The sequence below is a fragment of the Agromyces sp. Y182 genome (assembly GCF_059445385.1).
Genome location: NZ_JCAIUF010000001.1, coordinates 2,026,756 through 2,045,972 on the forward strand (window position 1 = coordinate 2,026,756; position 19,217 = coordinate 2,045,972).

Genomic DNA, 19,217 nt, shown 5'->3' on the forward strand with positions numbered 1-19,217 from the left:
TCGGCGGTGCGGACTGGTCTACGATCCTCACAGACCCGAAGAACTCCACGATCGGCGCTCTCGACCCGAACCGAGACGATGCCCGTTCCGGAGCACCGCCCTGACGTCCCGAACGAGGGAGATGAGCCTGTGCACGACGACTCCGCAGCATTCACGAGCCCGCAACAGGAGCTCGCACGTCGCCTCAACCTCGTGCTCGATCTCGTGGTCGCGGAGGGCGACAAGCCGATCACCTTCCGCACGATCGCCGATGCCCTGCAGCACGAGGGCATCTCGCTCTCGCGCGCGCGGTGGGCGTACATGGTGAGCGGCAACGGTCCCCTCGTGACCGATGGGCACCTGCTGTCGGCGATCGCCGGCGTGCTCGACGTCGACCCGGCGTACCTGCTGGGCGACGCCGAAGTGCCTCACCGCGTCGGAGCGCGCCTCGATCACCTGCGCGCGTTGCGCACTCGCCGCGTGCGGGAGTTCGCGACCCGGAGCCTCATCGACGTGGCCCCCGACACGCTCCGTTCGATCACCCGACTGCTCGACGACGACCTCCGGCGTCAGGCTGCCGACGCCCACTGAACCGCCGGCCGGTCAGGCGCTGCGCTGGTCCCAGCCCGGAAGGTTCGCGTCGAGCCAGCGGAGCTGATCGTCGTGAAGACGCTCGCGTCCGCGCGACGCGAGCCGGCCGAGCCACTCGTCGAGTGTCGCCTCGGCGGACGTGACGCCTCGTCGCTCAAGCGGGCGCGGCCCATCGGCGAGCACGCCCGCGGTTCGTTCGGCCGGCCGTTCACCGACCGTCTCGGCCGAGACCCACCCAGGCAGGTGACGGTCGAGCCATTCGACCCGGCGGGCGTCGAGGCCGCCCGTTCGCCGGGCCGAGCGCTGCGTCTCGAGCCAGGATCCGAGTCGACGTGCGAGCGCATCGCTCGCGCGACCGTGCGGGAGGTACTCCGTCGCCCGGTGGTACTCGACGACGGCGAAGGCCCGTACGGCCCATGCCGCGAAGCGGGGGTCGTCCCATCCCGCGAGCTGCTCGTCGAGCCACCGCGCGCGTTCGGGAGCGAGCCGCTCGGACCGTGCGGCCGTGCGCTGATTGTTCAGCCAGACGCCGAGCTCGCGCTCGAGTGGCCGGGCCGAGTTGCGGCGTGTCGGCAAGCGCCCGTGCTCGCCGCGGAATCGCGCAACGCGCTCGGCCGTCATGAGCCACGAGCTGAAGTGATGAGTGCGCCATCCCGGCACATGCAGGCGAAGCCATCGCTCACGATCGGCAGGCAGGGCGCCCGTGCTCGCCGCGGTGCGCTGCCGGCCCAACCAGACGGCCAGGCGGCGCGCCTCGGCTTCGGGCTCGGCCAGGCCGGGCAGTCGCCCATGCGTCGCCTGGAATCGTGCGAGGGCCTCGGCGCCGGTGCTCCAGCCGTTGCCTCGAACACTCGTCCATCCCGGCAGCACGGCATCGAGCTGCCGCCGGCGGTCGGCCGAGAGGCGATCGCGACGGCTCGTCGCGCGTTGATTGCCGAGCCAGATCGCCAGAGCGCGCTCCTGCGCCGCGGCCGTCGCCGAGCGCGCCGGCAGCCGGCCGTTGGCGGCGGCGAACGCGACGGTTGCCTCGAGGTGGCTCGACCACTGGTCCGACACGCGCTCCCGCCAGCCCGGCAGATGCTCATCGAGCCATCGGGCGCACTGCTCGGGAAGCCGTCCGGCAGCGTGCTGCGATCGCTGACGGGCGAGCCAGCCGCCGAGTCGGCGTTCCGCCGGGTCGGTCGTCGCTCGTGCTCGCGGCAGCCGTCGTTCCGACTCTCCGAATGCGAGCAGTTCCCGGGCGGTGGTGAACCAGGCCGCCTCGTTCGGCCGGTCCCAGCCCGGGATCGCCTCGTCGAGCCAACGGCGGCGTTCGTCGGAAAGGCGGTCGATCCGTGCCGCGGCGCGCTGGCTCCGCAGCCAGGGCGCGAGCCGCCGCTCCTCGGCGGCGTCGGCGTTGCCTGACGGGAATCGGCCCTCGTCGGCGACGAGCAGGGCGCAGGTCTCGGCGTTCGCGTACCAGGCCTCGGTCGTCGGGTCGTCCCAGCCGGGCAGGTTGAGGTCGAGCCACACGCCTCGCAGCGACTCCAGCCCTCCCGCCCGGCGCAAGCGGCGCTGCGCATGCAGCCAGTTGCCGAGGCGCCGGGCGTCGCCGTCGGACGCGTTCATCGACGGGAGTCGCCCGTGCTCGACGCGATAGCTCGCGACGCCGACCGCTCGCGCTCGCCAGCGACCGTCCAGCGGTCGCTGCCATCCGGGCAGGTGCAGGTCGAGCCACTCGGCGCGCCACCGCCGAAGCATGCTCGCACGCGCGAGCTCCCGTTGGTGCCGCAGCCACCGGGCGTGACGTCGCTCCTCAGCGCCGGCTCCGGCGTGCGAAGAGGGAAGGCGCCCCGCGCTCGCCGAAGAATCGGCGACGACGATCGCCGTCTGCTCCCAGTCCAGGTCGTCGGCGTATGCCGACGGTGCAGGCGGAGCGAACGTCTCGCGCAAGCCCGGTGCTTGCGGCGCGGCTCGAACCTGCGAGTCGGCGACGGTCGCTCCTGGCTGGCGCGTGAGCGTCAGTCGGCGATTCCTCGGCGCGTCGAGCGGCCGGTGGGCGCGGACGGAGTCCCGCCGCTGCTGCCAGCCCTCCGCCATCGTGTTCCCCGTCTGCTTGCACGCCCGTCGTCGAACGTGACTGAGTTGCGCGGCGCGTTGAAGCGCACCGCGTGTCGCGTGTTCTTGCGGAGATCCGCCCCCCGACGGATCTCCGCTCCACCGCGCTCTCCCCCCGGAGAGTGGCCGTTCCCCATATCGCTCGGTGGTACGTCGTGATTCTCACACGCAGGAGTTGGACATGTACAACGCTGGTTTCGAGCGGGAAACCGATTTCGCCATGGTGTTCTGTTGCCTTGCAGGCCTGCATCCCGCATCAAACGGGCGCAGCGTTCATGCAACGAGCTCATTGAAACGATCGAATTTCCCCCCGAAAGGGGGGTCAGGGTTTCGGGGGGTACGACCGGAGGAGCGGGGTCGACGCGGACCTCAGCGGTCGAGTCCGTGCGGCGCGAGCATCCCCGTCGCCCACGCGAGCGGGAAGGCGATCGACAGCTCCCAGCTGCACTCCTCGTCTGGAGCGCTCGCGACGAATGCCGCGATCCGAGCGAACTGCGCGGCATCGAGCGGATGCGGCAGCGGGTCGGCGCCGGCGTCGAACCGGGCGATCGCGAGCGCCTTCGCATCGTTCAGGAGCACGGCCGGCGATTCGACGGGCGCGCCGTGCTCGAACCAGCCGGAGCGGTGCGCGCTCCCCGCGTCCTCGACGGCAGGGCCGCCGACGCGGTGCAGGCGCCAGCCCTCGCCGTCGCGCTCGTAGTGGCGCCGCTCGCCCGTGCAGAGCTCTCTCGTCAGGTGCTGACCGTGCCGCCAGTGCCGCTCGGGCTCACCGTGCCGGTCGAGGAATCGCGTCTCCTCGACGCCGGCGGCGGTGCGGCAGGAGACGACGCGCACGGTGCCGTCTTCGGCGACCCACCGGAGCTGGCCCGAGCGCGACTGTCCCGCGAACGACAGCGGGCTCGCCGGTGCGTGGTCGGGCGTCTCGAGCCGGTGACCGAACAGCCAGGCCTGTTTGGCGTCGTGCCGGTCGACGGCCCAGCCGACGGCCCGGTGACGTTCGCCGCGGCGCCAGTAGGAGAGGCCGTCGGCATGGTCGCGACGTTCGTCCCATCCCTCGGTCGGATGCGGACGGACTCGTGAGGTGATGGTCATGTCGGGTTCCAAATCGGGTGGGTCCAAAACGACCGATGCGCCGCCCCGAAGGGCGGTCTGGGCGGGCACCTGCAGCGGCGTCACGATGCGCGAGCGGGTGCCCGCCCGGTATCGGGCGATGTGGCGGGGGGAATCGGGCTCTCCATCTCATGCGCGGCAACCGGCGATCCACCGGCGCGGCACAGGAAACACGCGGCATCCGCCTTACCGCTCGCGGGCCGTTGCCGATAGTCGTCGTCGGAGTCGTTCCGCCCGGTGCGGCTCGAGACGGAGGAGGCGCGCCCATGGGCATGCATGAGCTCTCCGCCGTGCTCTGGCGGGAGCGCGAACTGCTTGAGGTGCTCCACTACAAGCTCGACGTCGAGCGGCTCCTGCTGGCGACGGGCCAGCACCGCTGGCTGGGTCGGGCCGTGCAGGAGATCGACTACGTCACGGCGCGTCTCAGGGAGGTGGGCCTGGCACGCGCCGTCGAGTCCGCGGAGGTCTCCGAGGAACTCGAGCTCGACGGCATGGCGAGCCTGCGCGAGATCGTCGCGGCCCTCGACGACGTCGTCTGGAGCGACATCCTGGAGTCGCACCTGGCCGCGCTCGTGCGCGTGACCACCGCGATCGGCGGGCTGCGCGATTCCAACGAGCGGATGCTCCGCGAAGCCAACCGGGTCGCGCACGACGCGATGGCCGGCGTCGGCGGTGCGAGCGGCACGTACGACGCCCGCGGGCTCGCCCACGATGCATCCGGCGCCCGACTCGTCGACGAGGAGATCTGATGAGCACATTCGGCGGACTCAATACGAGCTTCACCGCACTGAACGCCGCCCGCACCGCGATCGAGGTCGCCGGGCAGAACATCGCGAACGTGAAGACCCCCGGCTACACCCGGCAGCGGGCCGAACTCATCGCGAACGGGGCACTCGGCGGTGTCGGGCTGCTGACACCGCCCCGGCCCGGCATCGGTCAGGGCGTCACCGTCAGCGACATCGCGAGACTCGCCGACGAGATGCTGAACGCGCAAGTGCGCGGCACCTCGGCGACCGCCGGCTACCACGCCGCGCGTGCGATCACCCTCGCCATGCTCGAGGGCGGCCTCAACGAGCCGGGTTCCGACGGCATCGCCGCGCAGTTGCAGAAATTCTGGTCGTCATGGCAGGGGCTCTCGAACGCGGCCGGCGACGGCGCGGCCTCGGCCGTGGTACTCGAGGAGGCGACGACGATGGTCTCGCGCATCGCGCAGGGCTACCGCGACGTCACCTCGCAGTGGAAGACGCTGCGGGCAGAGGCCGGCACGATGGTCTCGACGATCAACGGCGCCGCCGAGCGCATCGCCGAGCTCAACGACACCATCCGGCGGGTCGGGCTCGCGGGCGGCAACACCAACGAGCTCGCCGACCAGCGCGATCGATTCGCCGCCGAACTCGCGAGCACCGCCGGCGGCGTCGTGCAGGCGCACAGCGACGGCACGATCGACGTGCTGATCGGCGGCAACCCGATCGTGAGCGGCACCAGCTGGAACCGGGTCGCCCTGGCCGGCCCGACGACACCCGACGGCGGCGGCGGCGCGGTGACGCTCGAGTGGGAGCGCCGCCCGGGAAGCCCGGTCGCCCTCGACGGGGGCGAACTCGCCGGCGCCCTGTCGATGCTCGCCCCGGCGACAGGTGCGGGCACCGGGGGCCAGCTCGCCGAGGCGCTCGCCTCGTACAACGGACTCGCCACGGCGCTCGCCTCGCAAGTGAATGCGCTGCACCGCACCGGCAGCACCACCACGGGCGAGACCGACCTCGACTTCTTCTCGGTCGATGCGGCGCGACCCGCGGCGCTCGCGCTCGGCGTGATCCCGACGAACGCTTCGGGCATCGCGACCGGTGCGGTCGGCGCCGGCGCGCTCGACGGCTCGATCGCCGACGCCATCGCCCAGCTCCGCCTCGCGGCCGACGCACCCGACGTGCACTGGGCGACGTTCGTCGCGAGGGTCGGCGTCGCAGCGGGGGGCGAGCACGATCGTGCCACCGTCGCAGAACTCGCGATGAACAGCGCGATCGGACGGCAGCAGTCGGCGGCATCCGTCGATCTCGACGAGGAGAACCTGAACCTCGTACTCGCGCAGACCGCCTACCAGGGCGCCGCACGCGTCTTCACCGCCATCGACGAGATGCTCGACGTGCTCATCAACCACACCGGCATCGTGGGAAGGTAGCGCCATGATCACCAGGGTCACGACGATGACGATGATGCAGTCCTCGGCCAGGAACATGCAGCTCGCGGCATCCCAGCTCGCACGCAGCCAGGAGCGGGCATCGGGATTCCGCGCCATCACGAGACCGTCGGATGACCCGGCCGCGACCGTGAGCGCGATGAACGTGCGTGGTGCGCAGGGGGCGACCGAGCAGTACGGTCGCAACATCCAGGACGGCAACGGGTGGCTCTCCGTGGTCGACGGGGCGCTCTCGGCGACGACGACCCTGCTGCAACGCGCACGCGATCTCACGCTGCGAGGGGCCAACGACGGAGCGATGTCGCCGACGCAGAAGGAGGCGATCGCCGCCGAGCTCGAGTCCATTCGCGAGCTCTTGCTCACGGAGGCGAACACGAGCTACCTCGGCCGCAACGTCTTCGCCGGCAATTCGGATGCCGGCCACGCGTTCGCCGACGACTACTCGTTCACGGGCGGGCAGGGAAGCGTTGAGCGACGGATCGGCGACGGGGCCACCGTGCGGGTCGACGTCGACGGCGCGGCGGCGTTCGGCCAAGGAGCGACCTCGGTCTTCGCGACCATCGACGCGATCGTCACCGACCTGCGCAACGGCACCAACGTCGGCGGGCGCGTCGAGGCGATCGACGCGCATCGCGAGGACGTCGCGCGGGCCCACGCCGAGGCCGGAGCTCGTCACGGCACCATCATCGAGGCGGGATCGGCGAACCTCGCCGCGAAAGTGCAGCTCGAGGCGACTCGCAGCGGCATCGAGGACCTCGACATCGGCGAGGCCGCGATCGAACTGAAGATGCAGGAGGTCGCCTATCAGGCCGCCCTTGCCGCCACTGCGCGCGCCGTGCGCCCGACCCTCATGGACTTCCTCAGATGACCCTGTTGACCTTCATCGCGCCCCCGTACGGGCTCGGACCGCAGACCCGGTTCGAGCTCAGCCCCGTCGACGGCGCCCCGGGGCTCTGCACCCTGGTCGGCGTCGACGGCGAGGCCCGCGTGTTCCTGCTCGACGCGGGTGCGCACCTCGCCGAGTACCGCCCGATCATCCCGAGCTTCGACCTCGCCGACCTGGGCGCGGCGGCCGATGCCGTGCGGGTCTTCGTCGTGGTCAACCCCTCGGCCGAGGGAACCACCGTGAACCTCGCGGCTCCCGTGCTCATCGCACCCGACGGACGGGCACGACAGGTGATCCTCGACGGTTCGACCTGGCCACTGCGATCGCCTTTGGCCGAGTTGCTCGCGAGAGACTGAACGACGTCAGGATCCGCCGAGCATCCGCTTGAGCTCGAGCTCGGCGGCCTGCGGCGCCCGCGCGGCATGCCGGTTGGCGAGGGTGACGTCGACGACGATCTCCTCGCGCTGGATGCGCCGGTCGCGCGGCGCGTCGATGCCGATGCGCACCGAGCTGTCACCTCGCACTTCGAGGATGGTGATGATGACGTCGTCGCCGATCATCACCCGTTCGTTCGACTTCCGTGTCAGTACCAGCATGGCGCTGCCTCTCTCGGCCGCAGACTCCCCGACGGCTCACCACTGTCATGCGCGGCGCGGCGCCGCCTCGTCGCTCGTCCACCCGATCGGGATCCCGAGACGACGTGCGCCGTCAGGGTCGCGGGTGAGCGAGGTGCCGATCACGGCCAGGGCGTGCACCCCGACGGATGCCGCGAGCCGCGACACCCACTCGGCCGTGTCCGCCGGGGTGCGGCTGGCGTCGACGACCGCCCAGACCTCGTCGGCCCGAAGGCGCGCGAGCGGCTCGAACGCGTCGTCGAGCGTCGCGCCGTGGGCGACGAAGACGGCTCGGCCGTGTTCGATGGAGGCCGCACGCTGCACGAGCGCATCGCGGCGGTCGGCGAGGGCCGCGGCGCCGGCGCCGCGACCCGAGGTGCGATGGTCGATCCCGACCACCGCACCGCTCGCGGTGGGCACGCCGGGTGCCGCGACCGCCGCGACCGCCGTGATCGCCGCGGCCACGGTCGCGGCGTCGCCGGCGAGGCCGACGAACAGCACGAGGTCGCCGGGAGATGGGGCGAGGGCGAGCCGTTCGGAGGCGGTCGGTACCGCGTGCACGGGGCCGCGTCCCGCCGTGAGTTCGCGGAGGGGCGCCGGGGCATCCGTCGGGCTCGATCGTTCGACCCCGACCTGGGCCCCGCCTTCGGACCCGAACCCGACCCCGCCTTCGACCCCGAGCCCGCGCTCGACCGAGGCGAGCAGGGATGCGAACGCGGGAGAGGCGGTCGACAACGTGGTCGACGCGGTCGACGAGGCCGAGCCCTCGACGCGATCGGCGTCGGCCAAGAGGGCCGCGATGCCGGCGCGGTCGATCCGACCGCTCGGGAACGACCCCATCGACCCCGCCGACCCCGCCGCTTCGACCGGGTCGGGCACCTCGATCGTGGCCTCGATCTCCTCCTCGGCGAAGAAGCGGCCGAGTCCCTTCCGGGTGATCCTCGTCGCATCGACGATGCGCGCGTCGGGGCCGAAGGCGTCCAGCACCTCCTCGCGAAGCTCGTCGAGGCTCTTGGCCCTACGCCGGAAGCTCTGCATCGCTCCGGATCACCCCCACGGTCTCGATGGTGAAGCCACCCGCGGTCGCCTGCTGGTACGAGAGCACCGGAACGCCCGCGAGCTGCGCCGCGACCAGGCGGTGGATCGCCGGTCGCAGGGCCGGTGCGCAGACGAGCACCGGGCGCGCCCCGCTCGAGTCGGCGAGGGCGAGCTCGTGACGGATGCCGCCGAGCACCTGTTCGATCGCATCGGGGGGCAGGAGGATCTGCGAGCCGTGCTCGCCGGGCCGCAGCCCCTCGAGCATGCGTTGCTCGAGCAACGGGTCGATCATCACGACCCGCAGTACGCCGGCCTCGGTGTGCGCGGCGGGCAGCACCGCACCGAGTGCGTCGCGGGCCGCCTCGATGAGCGCCTCGGCCTCGGTCGTCGTCTTCGCCTTGAGCGAGACGGCCTCGTAGATGCGCGGCAGGTCGTTGATCGGCACCCGCTCGGCGAGCAGCCCCTGCAGCACGCGCTGCACCTCGGCGATGGACAGCGGGTTCGGGGTGAGCTCGTCGACCGCCGCAGGGCTCTCGGCCCGCACCCCGTCGGTGAGCATGCGCACATCCTCCCGGGAGAGCAGACGGGCGGCGTTGTCGCTCACGACGCTCGAGAGGTGGGTGACGATGACGGACACCCGATCGATGACCGTCGCGCCCGCCAGTTCGGCGCTGCGACGGGACTCGGCGGGGATCCACTTGCCGGCGAGGCCCCACACCGGTTCGACGGTGGTCTCGCCCGGCAGGGCGTCGAGGCCTGCGCCGAGTGCGAGCACCCGGCCGGGCGGCGCGATGCCCCGCCCTGCCTCGACTCCCGCCAAGCGGATCGAGTAGCTCGACGGCGGCAGTTCGACGCTGTCGCGTGTGCGCACGGGCGGGATCACGAAGCCCATCTCGAGTGCGATCTTCTTGCGCAGCGCCTTCACCCGGGCGAGGAGGTCGTCGGAGGAGCCGTTCACGACGTCGACGAGATCCGGTGCGAGCCCGATCTCGAGCGCGTGCACCCGGGCCTGGCCGATGAGGTCCTCGGGGGTCTCCGCTTTCGGCGCCGCCGACTCGATCTCGGCGAGCCTGACGTCGTTCGCGGCCGTCGCCTCCCTCGCCCGCACCCGCTGCGCGAGCACGAGCAGCACGATCGCCGCGATGAAGAAGGGGATGATCGGCATCCCCGGAATCAGGCCCATGAGCGCCGCCGCGCCTGCCGCGATGAGCAGGGCCGTGCGCGACTGCAGCAGCTGGGTCGACGCGTTCTGCCCCATGTCGGCGTCGGCGTTCGCGCGAGTGACGATCATGCCGGTCGAGACCGCCATGAGCAATGCGGGGATCTGGGTCACGAGTCCGTCGCCGATCGTGAGCAGCGTGTACGTGTCGAGCGCATCGACGAGATCGAGGCCGCGCTGCACCATGCCGATCGTGATGCCGCCGACGATGTTGATCAGGATGATCACGATGCCTGCGATCGCGTCGCCCTTCACGAACTTCGACGCGCCGTCCATCGCGCCGTAGAAGTCGGCCTCAGCGGCGACCTCCGCCCGGCGCCGCCTCGCCTCGGACTCCGACAGCAGTCCGGCGTTCAGGTCGGCGTCGATCGCCATCTGCTTGCCGGGCATGGCGTCGAGCGTGAACCGCGCGCCGACCTCGGCGACACGTTCGGCGCCCTTCGTGACGACGACGAACTGGATCACGACGAGGATGAGGAAGACCACGGCGCCGATGATGATCGACCCGCCGACCGCGACGTGGCCGAACGCCTGGATGACCTGCCCGGCGTAGCCCTCACCGAGCACGAGCCTCGTCGACGCGACGTTGAGCCCCAGCCGGAAGAGCGTCGCCACGAGGAGCAGCGACGGGAACACCGAGAAGTCGAGCGGCTTCTTCACGAACATCGTCGTGAGCAGGATCACCAGCGCGAACAGGATGTTGATCACGATGAGCCCGTCGAGCAGCCACGACGGCACGGGCACGATGAGCAGGAGCAGGATCCCGACGACGCCGATCGGCACCGCGATCATCGACAGATTCCGGTTCATCACTGACCTCCTGTTGTTGGCATGGTCTGCAGCTGGTGGATGCCGCTTGCCGCCCCGCGGCGTTTCAATGCGGCGGTGAAAGTGAGCACGATCGCCACCGCGTTGTAGAAGTCGACCGGGATCTCCTGGCCGATCGCGCACGCCGCGTGCAGCGCACGGGCGAGCGGTACGTCGCGCACGAGAGGCACCGCGTTCCGCTCGGCCTCCTCGCGGATGCGCGCGGCCACGAGGCCCTTGCCCTTGGCCACGAGGCGCGGCGCGCTCCGCCCCGGTTCGTAGCGCAGCGCGACGGCGACGTGCGTCGGGTTCACGATCACGACGTCGGCGTTCGCGACCGACGCGATCATGCGATTGCGGCTGACCGCGAGCTGGCGTGATCGGCGTTGCGACTTCAGCATCGGATCGCCGTCGGAGTTCTTCGTCTCGTCGCGAAGCTCCTTCTTCGTCATCATCGTGTGCTTTCGGTTGCGGCGCATGACGATGACGACGTCGGCGGCCGCGAGCAGCAGGCCCGAGACGATCGCCGCGACGAGGAGCGCGATGACGCCGTCGGCCGCGGCGCGCACGACGGCGCTGAGCTGCAGCCCCCCGGAGCCGAGCAGCAGGGGCATGAGGCCCTGTACGACGACGAAGAGCACGATGCCCACCACGAGCGTTTTCAGCAGCGCCTTCGCCCCCTGCCACAGGGCCTGCATGCCGAACACGCGCTTGATCCCGGCGGCGAGGTTGAACTGCTCGAACTTGGCGAGCTGCTTCTTCAGGTGCACGCCGCCCTGGAGGGCCGCACCGCCGAGCACGACCGCGGCGACGAGCACCAGGAGCCAGCCGATGCTCGGAAGGATCGAGACGAGCCCCGCTTCGAGCGCTTCGACGGCGACGATCGGATCCGCGGCGCTCGCGGCATCCGTCACCCGGAAGAGCTGCGCGACCGAGGCATCCGTCGAGTTCGCCATGGTTGCCGGCAGTGCGACCGCGGCCGCCCCGATGCCGAGCCACGCCGTCAGGTCCTGCGATTTCTGCAGGCGGCCCTTCTCACGCACCTCGCGCATGCGCTTGTCGGTCGCCTGCTCGGTACGCTCCTCTGCATCGGACATGCTTAGTCCGCCGTTCTCATGGCCGACAGCGCGTCGCCGGTGAGCGCCTCGACCACGGCGGGCAGGGCGACGAAGACGGTGCCCGCGAGGGCGAGCGTCAGCAGGATCTTGAGCGGGAAGCCGAGCGCGAACGCGTTGAGCGCCGGTGCCACCCTGGTGAGGAGGCCGAGGCCGGCGTCGGCGAGGAAGAGCACGACGACGAGCGGCCCCGCGATCTGAGCGGCAGCGACGAGCAGACCCGTCACAGCGCCGATGAGGGTCTCAGCGGATGCCGCGACGTCGATGCCCGACCCGATCGGCACCGCCTCGAACGACTGGAACATGCCGGTGAAGAGCACGAGGTACGCGCCCGACGAGACCAGGAGCGCGAGGGTCGCGAGGTGGAAGAGCCGGGCGAACTGGGCGCCCTGCACCATCGACTGCGGGTCGAATCCGAGGGCGAGCTGGAAGCCGCCGAACACGTCGACGAGGTTTCCCGCCGACTGCACGGCCGCGAACACCACGTAGACGAGGAAGCCCAGCGTCACCCCGGTCATGAGTTCCGCGACGAGCGCGCCGAAGAATGCGGCATCCGCCATGGATTCGTAGCCGGCCGTCACCCGAGGTGCGACCGCGACACCGAGCCCGAGCGCGACCATCGCCTTCACCCGCCCGGGGATCGCCCGGTACGAGAAGGGCGGCGCGATCACGACGAAGCCCGCCATGCGCACACTCGCGAGCATGACCGCCTCGATCCAGGCGAAGTCGAGCGGGATCTGCATCAGCCGCCTCCGACGAGTGCGGGGATCCGCGCGAAGAGCTCATGGGTGAAGCTCACGATCTCGCTGATCATCCAGTGCCCGCACACGAGCAGTGCCACCGCGACGGCGAACGCCTTCGGCACGAACGAGAGCGTCACCTCCTGGATCTGGGTGATCGACTGGATGAGCGAGATCACGAAGCCGACGACGAGCGCGGTCAGGAGGATCGGCGCGCCGAGCTTCGCGGCCACGAGGAGTCCCTGCAGGCCGATGTCGAGTACCGCGTTGGCGTCCACTCAGCCTCCCCGGTAGCTCGAGATGAGCGTCGTGGTGAGCAGTCCCCACCCGTCGACGAGGATGAACAGCAGGACCTTGAACGGCAGCGAGATCATGACGGGCGGCAGCATCATCATGCCCATCGACATGAGCGCCGCGGCCACGACGAGGTCGATCACGAGGAACGGCACGAACACGACGAAGCCGATGATGAACGCCGCGCGCAGCTCGGAGATGAGGAATGCCGGGATGAGCGTGATGAGGTCGACGTCGGCGGGGGAGTCGGGGTTCGGGAGGCCCGCCGCACGGGTCATCAGGGCGAGGTCCTCTTCGCGCGTGAACGAGAGCATCCAGGCGCGCAGCGGTGCGCTGCCCGCTTCGAGTGCCTGCCCGAAGTCGAGCGTGCCGGCGAGATAGGGCTGCACGCCCGCGTCGTTCACCTCGGCGAGGACCGGCTGCATGATGAAGAACGACAGGAACAGGGCGAGCCCGGCGAGCACCTGGTTCGGCGGGATCGCCGGCAGCGAGACGGCGTTGCGCGCCATCGCGAGCACGACGAAGATCTTCGTGAACGACGTCATCATGATGAGCAGCGACGGGGCGATCGACAGCAGCGTGATGCCGATGAGGGTGACGATCGCCGACGACGGGGTGCCGTCGGGGCCGTTGATCTCGATGCCGAAGCCGCCGCCGCCCGGCGCGGTCGGGTCGCCAGGCACGGTCGGGTCGACCGGCGGTGCCGGGTCGACCGGTTCGGCGAAGCTCGGAGCTGCGGAGAGCGCCACGATGACGATCGCGACGACGATGGAAGCGGCCGCGAGTGCGGCGATCCGCATGAGCTTCCCCGACCGGTTCGATCCGGTCGAGGGACGCGTCATATGCCGAGACCCTCCTTCACCTCGGCGAGCGAGCGCTTCCATGTCTCGGCCGAGAGGATCGACCCGCGGCGCAGTCCGTGCGTTGCGGGCAGGATCGGGGTGGTTTTGGAGGTCGTCTTGGAGGTGGTCTTCGCGATCGTCGCGATCGGGGCGATGGATGCCGCGGCGAGCGCGTCGTCGAACGCGGGCGCGGTGACCGGCTCGGGTGCCGGCCGGTCGCTCAGCACCGAGACGCCGTGCTCGGTGACGCCGAGCATCAGCCGTCGCCCGTCGGCGTCGACGACGACCATCGAGGCCTTGGGTGCGAGCGACTGGCGGGCCACGACGGAGACGAGTTCGGGCTTCCTCGAGCGTGCGCGGCCCGCGCTGATTCGCCGGTGGGCGAACCAGATGACCGCGAGCACGACGCCGAGCGAGACGGCGACGCGCAAGACGAGGAAGAAGGTCTCCACTACTGGACGCTGTCCTGGGTGTCGAGGATTCGGGTGACCCGCACGGCGTAGTCCTGGTCGACGACGACGACCTCGCCGTGGGCGATGATGCGTCCGTTCAGCAGGATGTCGGCCGGTGCTCCGGCCGAGCGGTCGAGTTCGACCACCGCGCCGGGTTCGAGGTTCAGGATGTCGCGGACGGTCATCCTCGTACGGCCGATCTCGACCGCGAGTGACATCTCGACGCCGTTGATGCGGCCGAGCCGCTCGGCCCCGCTGCTCGCGACGGACGCGCCGTCGGGGCTGCGGCGTTCCCGCACGGCGAACCAGCCGACGAGCGACTCGCCGTCGAGGAGGGTGAAGACGGCCGATGCCGGGTCCTCGAAGAGCGGCGAACGCTCGGTGCGGCGCACATCGCCGAGCACCCCGCTGCCGTAGCGGCGTCCGGCCGCTTGCATCGCCGGGTGCAGGAGGTTCTCCGGCGCGATGCCGTCGCCGGCGTCGAGCGCGTCCGCTTCGAGGAAAGCGATGGCGAAGTCGACGGAGGTCGCGCCGATGTGGCTCGCCTCGAAGCACTCGGCGGACTCGACGGCGAACGGTTCGTCGGGCGCTGCCGTGAGGGCGCGCCCGCTCGGCAGTGTGCGCACGAGTTCGGCGGCGGCGGCCGCGGCGGCGACGGCGGTAGCGGTGGCGGTAGCGGCGGCGGCCGCGGCGTTGGCGGTCTGCGCGGGCGTGGTCATGATGCGGTCTCCAGAGTGTCGGTGATGGTGCACGCGAGACGTCCGCCGGCACGCCCGATTGCTGCACGACCGAGCAGCTGGCCGTCGACGGTGACCTGGAAGGGCGCGTGAGCGGCGTGGGCGAGCGGGATCACGTCGCCGACCGCAAGGGCGAGGATGTCGCGGGGCTTCACCGCGATCGCCGGCAATTGCACCGCGAACGGCAGCGGGGTGAGTTCGAGCTGCCCCGAGATCATCGTGCGTGCGTGTTCGGTTGCGACGACGGGATTCGCATCGCCGAGGCCGCTCAGCAGCAGCTCGGCCGGCAGGGCGAGCGTGGCGGGCGCCGACTGCTCGCCGCACTCCACGAGGAACGACGCCACGATCATGAGTTCGGAGGTCGCGGCCGCCTGTGCGATTTGCGAGTTGTGATGCACCGTGTCGTACACGAGCTCGCCGGGGAGCAGCCGCCCGAGCGAGTAGCGGAGGTCGTCGACGAGGTCGTCGATGAGCGCTCGCAGCAGCCCCTGCTCGATCTCGGTGAGGGTGCGTTCCGGTTCATCGTGCTCGCCCGTGCCGCCGAGCATGTGGCCGAGCCAGGTGAGGGCCGCGACGGCCGGGAACTGGATGACCGCCTTGTCGGAGTCGGTTCCCACTCGGCACAGCACCATCGTGGTCGACGACGGCAGCGATGCGGCGTACTCGTCGTAGGTGAGCATCGTCACCTGGTCGAAGTCGACGTGCGAACGCGCCCGCACATTGGCGGTGAGCTGGGTGCCCCATTGCCGGGCGAACGTCTCGAAGGCCAGTTCGAGCGCGCGCGAGTGTTCACGCGCGAGCGTCGTCGGCCGCCGGAAGTCGTAGGCGTCGATCGGCCGCGTCATCGCGCGGGCGTCGATCTCTGCGGTTGTACGGGGCACGTGCGCCACTATCGGCAGTCCGCCGGTATCGGTTAGCCGCCGGCCGGCGCCGGTGCGCCGTTCGCCGTGCGTGCGACGCCCGCGTCGGCCAATCGGGCCGCGAGTTCCGGCAACAGCGCCCTGATCGTCTCGGGTTCGTCGGAGACGATGACGACGTCGACCCGGCGGTTGAGCGCCATCGCCGCGTCATCCGCAGCGCTCGTCACCGGGCGTGCCGAACCGTAACCGATCGCCGCCGCGCGTTCGGGAGCGACGCCCGTGCGCTCGACGAAGTACCGCACGACCTGTGTGGCGCGTCCGCTCGAGAGTTCCCAGTCGGTCGGAAACGGCCCGGATGACCCGTGCGGGTCGGCGTGGCCCTCGACGCTGACCTCGTGGTGGATGGTCGACAGCACGCCGCCGACGACGCCCAAGACGGTCGTCGCCTTCTCGTTGAGGTCGACGCTGTTGCCGAGGAAGTAGGTCTCGGCGCCGACGAGGCGCACCGTGAGGCCGCGTTCGTCGATCTCGTACGACACCGCGTGCTCGACGCCCCGGGCCGCCAGCCCCGTGTCGATGCGATCGCGGATCGCGATGAGCGACTCGAGCTCATCTTGGGCGAGTTCGACGTCGATGCCCGCGTCGTGCTCGCCCTCGAGCTCGGCGGGAACGACGACGCCCTCCGCGGTGTCGGCGAAGGTCGTCGGGTCCTGCCCGAAGCCGGTGGCGAGGGAATCGCGAAGCGCCTCGAACTTGTCGGCGTCGACCGATGACATCGCGAACAGCACGATGAACATGCACATGAGTACCGTGACCATGTCCATGTACGACGCCATCCAGCGCTCGTCGTTGTGGACTTCGGCGCTTCGCGGGCGGCGCCGGCCGGGGCGGGTACTCATGCGGCCTCGAGCTGCTCCATGCCGGGCACGATGGCGCGCAGACGCTCGCCCAGCAGGCGCGGCTGGCTGCCCGCCTGCACCGCGAGCGCTCCCTCCATGACGAGCGTCATGTTCTCGGCCTCGAGGGTGGTGAGCCGCTGGAGGCGATCGCCGAGCGGCAGCCAGATGAAGTTCGCCGAGAGCAGCCCCCAGAGGGTTGCGACGAAGGCGGTCGCGATCGAGGGACCGAGCGTGTCGGGGGAGTCGAGCATCTCGAGCACGTGGGTCAGCGAGACGACCGTGCCGATGATGCCGATCGTCGGGGCGTACCCGCCGAGCGACTTGAAGAACTTCGCGGCCTGCGTGCCGAGCTGCTCTTTCGAGTTGATCTCCTCCTCGAGGAGCTCGCGCAATTCATCGCCGTCGATGCCGTCGGCGATGTTCTGCAGGGCGTTCCGCAGAAAGGGGTCGTCGGTCTCCGCGGAATCCTGCTCGAGCGAGAGCAGCCCGTCGCGGCGGGCCTTCTCGGCGAGTTCGACGAGGCGTTCGATCGTCGCCTCGGGTTTCGCGGTCTTGCCGCGGAACGCGCGGGGCACAGCCTTGCACGCACGCCACGCATCCTTGAGGGTGGTGCCGGCGAGCCCGACCGCGATGGTCGCGCCGAAGACGAGCGCCATCGGGGCAGGAAGGAGCAATGCCTCGACGTGCGCGCCTTCGAGCGTGATCATCGCGAAGAGCGATCCGAAGGCGAGGACGAGGCCGATGATGAGAGCGGGGTCCATGACTACCTTGCCTTCGGTGGACGTGCCAGGGGGACGACGCCACGAGGGCGCGGTTGTTCGGCCGTGAGCTCTTCGGTGCGCGCGAGCACCCGTGCGCGGAAGTCGACCACCGAGCTGATGACCTCGTCGATCGACTCGGTGACGATGTAGTTGGTGCCGTCGACCATGAGCAGGGTCGTGTCGGGGTTGGCGTGGATGCGTTCGATGAGATCGGTGTTGAGCGCGAACCGCGTGCCGTTCAGCCGGGTGAGCACGATCATGGTGATCCTTCGCGGTCGCGCGACTCGCACCGAGCCGTCGCCCTCCACTCTCGGCAGCGGGCGGCCTCCCGTTAGGAAGACCGCCCGCGGCGTGCGCCGGCGCCGCTCAGCGCTTCAGGTTCGTGAGCTCCTGGAGTACCTCGTCCGAGGTCGTGATGATGCGGGCGTTCGCCTGGAATCCGCGCTGGGCGATGATGAGGTTCGTGAACTCCTGCGAGAGGTCGACGTTCGACATCTCGAGGTAGCCGCTCGCGAGGGCGCCGAACCCGGCGTCGCCGGCCGCACCGACCTCGGCGCCGCCCGTGTTCGCGGTCGCCCGGTAGGCGGAGTTTCCGGCCTTCTCGAGCCCGCCGGGGTTCACGAAGTTCGCGAGCGCGATGCGCCCGACGGCCTCGGTGGCCCCGTTCGAGAAGTTGCCCGTGACGGTCCCGTCGGGGCCGATCGAGTAGGCGTCGAGCGTGCCGGCCGCCCGGCCGTCCTGGCCGGCGACCTTCGCCGTGGTGAGGTCGGCGAAGCCGGTGAGGGCGGAGACGTCGACGGTCACGCCGCCGACCGCGATCGTCGCGGGTCCGGTGGGCTGCCCGTCGACGAAGGTGAGCGTGTCGAGCACCGTCGCACCGTCGGCGACTTCCCAGCCGGCAGCGTTCTTGGTGAAGGTGAGGCTCACGGTGGTCGCCGCGCCGCTGGCGTCGTAGACGTCGATGTCGCGCACGATCTCGGTGCCGTCCGCGGCATCCTGGGGCAGGTTGCCCGAGAACTGCACGGCCGTCGTCGCGACCGCCGCCGAGACCGCGCCGCGGGGGAGCGTGACGTTCGCGAGCGCCCCGCCCTGGTTGACCTGTCCGCCGGCGGCATTCCATCCCATGACGAGCGCGCCGTCTTGGGTGACGAGGCGCCCCTGCGCGTCGAACTCGAACGAGCCGGCGCGCGTGTAGAGGGTCTCGCCGCCCGACTGCACGACGAAGAACCCGTCGCCCGAGATCATGAGGTCGCTCGCGCGCGAGGTCGCCTGTGCGGAGCCCTGCGAGAAGTTCGTGCTGATGCCGGCCAGTTGCACGCCGAGGCCGACCTGCGCGGGGTTCGTGCCGCCGATGGCGGCGCCGGGTGCCCCGCCGCCCTGGATGAGCTGCGAGAGCGTGTCCTGGAACTGGGTCGCCGAGGCCTTGAAGCCTGCGGTGTTCACGTTGGCGATGTTGTTGCCGGTGACGTCGAGCATCATCTGGTGGGAGCGGAGGCCGGAGATCCCGGAGAAGAGCGAGCGGAGCATGGTGGTCCTTTCGGTGGGCGCTAGGAGCGCACGGCGGAGATGGAGTCGAGTGCGACGGCCTTGCCGTCGATGTTGACGAGGGGTACCGGCCCCGAGAACGAGACGGAGGTCGCGACGCCCTTCACCGTCGCGCCGGTGGCGTCGAGGTAGTCGACCTCCTTGCCGATGAGGGCGGATGCCGCGGTGCGCATCTGCAGCGAGAACGACTCCTGCACTTGCGTGGCGAGTGCCGTGAGGCGTTCCATCGTGGCGAGCTCGGTGGTCTGGCTGATCATGGCGTTGGTGTCCATCGGGCTCGATGGATCCTGGTGGCTGAGTTGGGTGACGAGCAGCTTCAGGAAGAGGTCGCCGTCCATCTCCTGTTTGGGTGCGCGCGTGGTGGTGCTCCCGGTGTAGAGACTCGAGGTCCCTCCCGAGCCTGCCGTTGCGGTGAGTGCGTCGACGGTCATGGTTGCTCC

General features: G+C 70.6%; 22 protein-coding genes. 5 read left to right on the forward strand and 17 right to left on the reverse strand.

Annotated features, from left to right (window positions below; all coding sequences use genetic code 11):
- Positions 1–129 precede the first annotated feature (129 nt).
- Positions 130–570 (forward strand): hypothetical protein, encoded by a 441-nt coding sequence (locus AC1C2R_RS09330; protein ID WP_495352196.1) that lies wholly within the window; start codon positions 130–132, stop codon positions 568–570.
- A gap of 12 nt (positions 571–582) precedes the next feature.
- Here the strand turns inward: AC1C2R_RS09330 and AC1C2R_RS09335 are convergent, their stop codons facing one another.
- The gene (locus tag AC1C2R_RS09335; protein WP_495379738.1) at positions 583–2,649 is read right to left on the reverse strand and encodes a Helicase associated domain protein; all 2,067 of its coding nucleotides are present in this window, start codon (positions 2,647–2,649) and stop codon (positions 583–585) included.
- Positions 2,650–3,036: 387 nt separating this feature from the next.
- Positions 3,037–3,759 (reverse strand): hypothetical protein, encoded by a 723-nt coding sequence (locus AC1C2R_RS09340; protein ID WP_495352198.1) that lies wholly within the window; start codon positions 3,757–3,759, stop codon positions 3,037–3,039.
- Between the two features lie 284 nt (positions 3,760–4,043).
- On the opposite strand from AC1C2R_RS09340, the gene flgN reads away from it, so the two are divergent.
- The 4 genes from flgN to fliW are packed head-to-tail and all read left to right on the forward strand — an operon-like array spanning position 4,044 to position 7,210.
- Positions 4,044–4,526 (forward strand): flagellar export chaperone FlgN, encoded by a 483-nt coding sequence (gene flgN, locus AC1C2R_RS09345; protein WP_495352199.1) that lies wholly within the window; start codon positions 4,044–4,046, stop codon positions 4,524–4,526.
- Positions 4,526–5,950, forward strand: coding sequence for a flagellar hook-associated protein FlgK (gene flgK, locus AC1C2R_RS09350; RefSeq protein ID WP_495352200.1), 1,425 nt, complete (start codon positions 4,526–4,528; stop codon positions 5,948–5,950). The genes flgN and flgK overlap by 1 nt, the downstream gene beginning before the upstream one ends.
- Positions 5,951–5,954: 4 nt before the next feature.
- The gene (gene flgL, locus AC1C2R_RS09355) at positions 5,955–6,836 is read left to right on the forward strand and encodes a flagellar hook-associated protein FlgL (RefSeq protein WP_495352201.1); all 882 of its coding nucleotides are present in this window, start codon (positions 5,955–5,957) and stop codon (positions 6,834–6,836) included.
- Positions 6,833–7,210, forward strand: a complete 378-nt coding sequence (gene fliW / locus AC1C2R_RS09360; protein WP_495352202.1) for a flagellar assembly protein FliW — start codon at positions 6,833–6,835, stop codon at positions 7,208–7,210. Before flgL ends, fliW begins: the two co-directional genes overlap by 4 nt.
- Positions 7,211–7,216: 6 nt before the next feature.
- Here the strand turns inward: fliW and AC1C2R_RS09365 are convergent, their stop codons facing one another.
- The 15 genes from AC1C2R_RS09365 to AC1C2R_RS09435 form a co-directional block, all read right to left on the reverse strand.
- On the reverse strand, positions 7,217–7,450 hold the full coding sequence (locus AC1C2R_RS09365; protein ID WP_495352203.1) for a carbon storage regulator: 234 nt from the start codon (positions 7,448–7,450) through the stop codon (positions 7,217–7,219).
- 45 nt (positions 7,451–7,495) lie between these two features.
- The gene (locus tag AC1C2R_RS09370; RefSeq protein ID WP_495379739.1) at positions 7,496–8,506 is read right to left on the reverse strand and encodes a hypothetical protein; all 1,011 of its coding nucleotides are present in this window, start codon (positions 8,504–8,506) and stop codon (positions 7,496–7,498) included.
- Positions 8,487–10,535, reverse strand: a complete 2,049-nt coding sequence (locus AC1C2R_RS09375; RefSeq protein ID WP_495379740.1) for a flagellar biosynthesis protein FlhA — start codon at positions 10,533–10,535, stop codon at positions 8,487–8,489. Before AC1C2R_RS09375 ends, AC1C2R_RS09370 begins: the two co-directional genes overlap by 20 nt.
- On the reverse strand, positions 10,535–11,629 hold the full coding sequence (locus AC1C2R_RS09380; protein WP_495352206.1) for an EscU/YscU/HrcU family type III secretion system export apparatus switch protein: 1,095 nt from the start codon (positions 11,627–11,629) through the stop codon (positions 10,535–10,537). The genes AC1C2R_RS09375 and AC1C2R_RS09380 overlap by 1 nt, the downstream gene beginning before the upstream one ends.
- A 2-nt stretch (positions 11,630–11,631) precedes the next feature.
- Positions 11,632–12,390: a flagellar biosynthetic protein FliR gene (locus AC1C2R_RS09385; protein WP_495379741.1), complete on the reverse strand. Its 759-nt coding sequence runs from the start codon at positions 12,388–12,390 to the stop codon at positions 11,632–11,634.
- Positions 12,390–12,665, reverse strand: coding sequence for a flagellar biosynthesis protein FliQ (gene fliQ, locus AC1C2R_RS09390; protein WP_495352208.1), 276 nt, complete (start codon positions 12,663–12,665; stop codon positions 12,390–12,392). Before fliQ ends, AC1C2R_RS09385 begins: the two co-directional genes overlap by 1 nt.
- Complete coding sequence (fliP, locus tag AC1C2R_RS09395) at positions 12,666–13,481, reverse strand: flagellar type III secretion system pore protein FliP (RefSeq protein WP_495379742.1); 816 nt, start codon at positions 13,479–13,481, stop codon at positions 12,666–12,668.
- A 38-nt stretch (positions 13,482–13,519) separates the two neighbouring features.
- Positions 13,520–13,975, reverse strand: a complete 456-nt coding sequence (locus AC1C2R_RS09400; RefSeq protein ID WP_495379743.1) for a FliO/MopB family protein — start codon at positions 13,973–13,975, stop codon at positions 13,520–13,522.
- On the reverse strand, positions 13,975–14,694 hold the full coding sequence (gene fliN, locus AC1C2R_RS09405; RefSeq protein ID WP_495379744.1) for a flagellar motor switch protein FliN: 720 nt from the start codon (positions 14,692–14,694) through the stop codon (positions 13,975–13,977). Before fliN ends, AC1C2R_RS09400 begins: the two co-directional genes overlap by 1 nt.
- Positions 14,691–15,593 carry a flagellar motor switch protein FliM gene (locus AC1C2R_RS09410; RefSeq protein ID WP_495352212.1) on the reverse strand — a complete coding sequence of 301 codons (903 nt, stop codon included), beginning with the start codon at positions 15,591–15,593 and terminating at the stop codon, positions 14,691–14,693. The genes fliN and AC1C2R_RS09410 overlap by 4 nt, the downstream gene beginning before the upstream one ends.
- A 32-nt stretch (positions 15,594–15,625) precedes the next feature.
- Positions 15,626–16,471 carry a flagellar motor protein MotB gene (locus tag AC1C2R_RS09415; protein WP_495379745.1) on the reverse strand — a complete coding sequence of 282 codons (846 nt, stop codon included), beginning with the start codon at positions 16,469–16,471 and terminating at the stop codon, positions 15,626–15,628.
- Positions 16,468–17,232 (reverse strand): motility protein A, encoded by a 765-nt coding sequence (locus AC1C2R_RS09420; protein WP_495352214.1) that lies wholly within the window; start codon positions 17,230–17,232, stop codon positions 16,468–16,470. The genes AC1C2R_RS09415 and AC1C2R_RS09420 overlap by 4 nt, the downstream gene beginning before the upstream one ends.
- A gap of 2 nt (positions 17,233–17,234) precedes the next feature.
- Positions 17,235–17,492: a flagellar FlbD family protein gene (locus tag AC1C2R_RS09425; protein WP_495352215.1), complete on the reverse strand. Its 258-nt coding sequence runs from the start codon at positions 17,490–17,492 to the stop codon at positions 17,235–17,237.
- 106 nt (positions 17,493–17,598) lie between these two features.
- Entirely contained in the window at positions 17,599–18,759 is a 1,161-nt protein-coding gene (gene flgF / locus AC1C2R_RS09430) for a flagellar basal-body rod protein FlgF (RefSeq protein ID WP_495352216.1), read from the reverse strand.
- Between the two features lie 20 nt (positions 18,760–18,779).
- Positions 18,780–19,208 (reverse strand): flagellar hook capping FlgD N-terminal domain-containing protein, encoded by a 429-nt coding sequence (locus AC1C2R_RS09435; protein WP_495352217.1) that lies wholly within the window; start codon positions 19,206–19,208, stop codon positions 18,780–18,782.
- Positions 19,209–19,217: the final 9 nt, after the last annotated feature.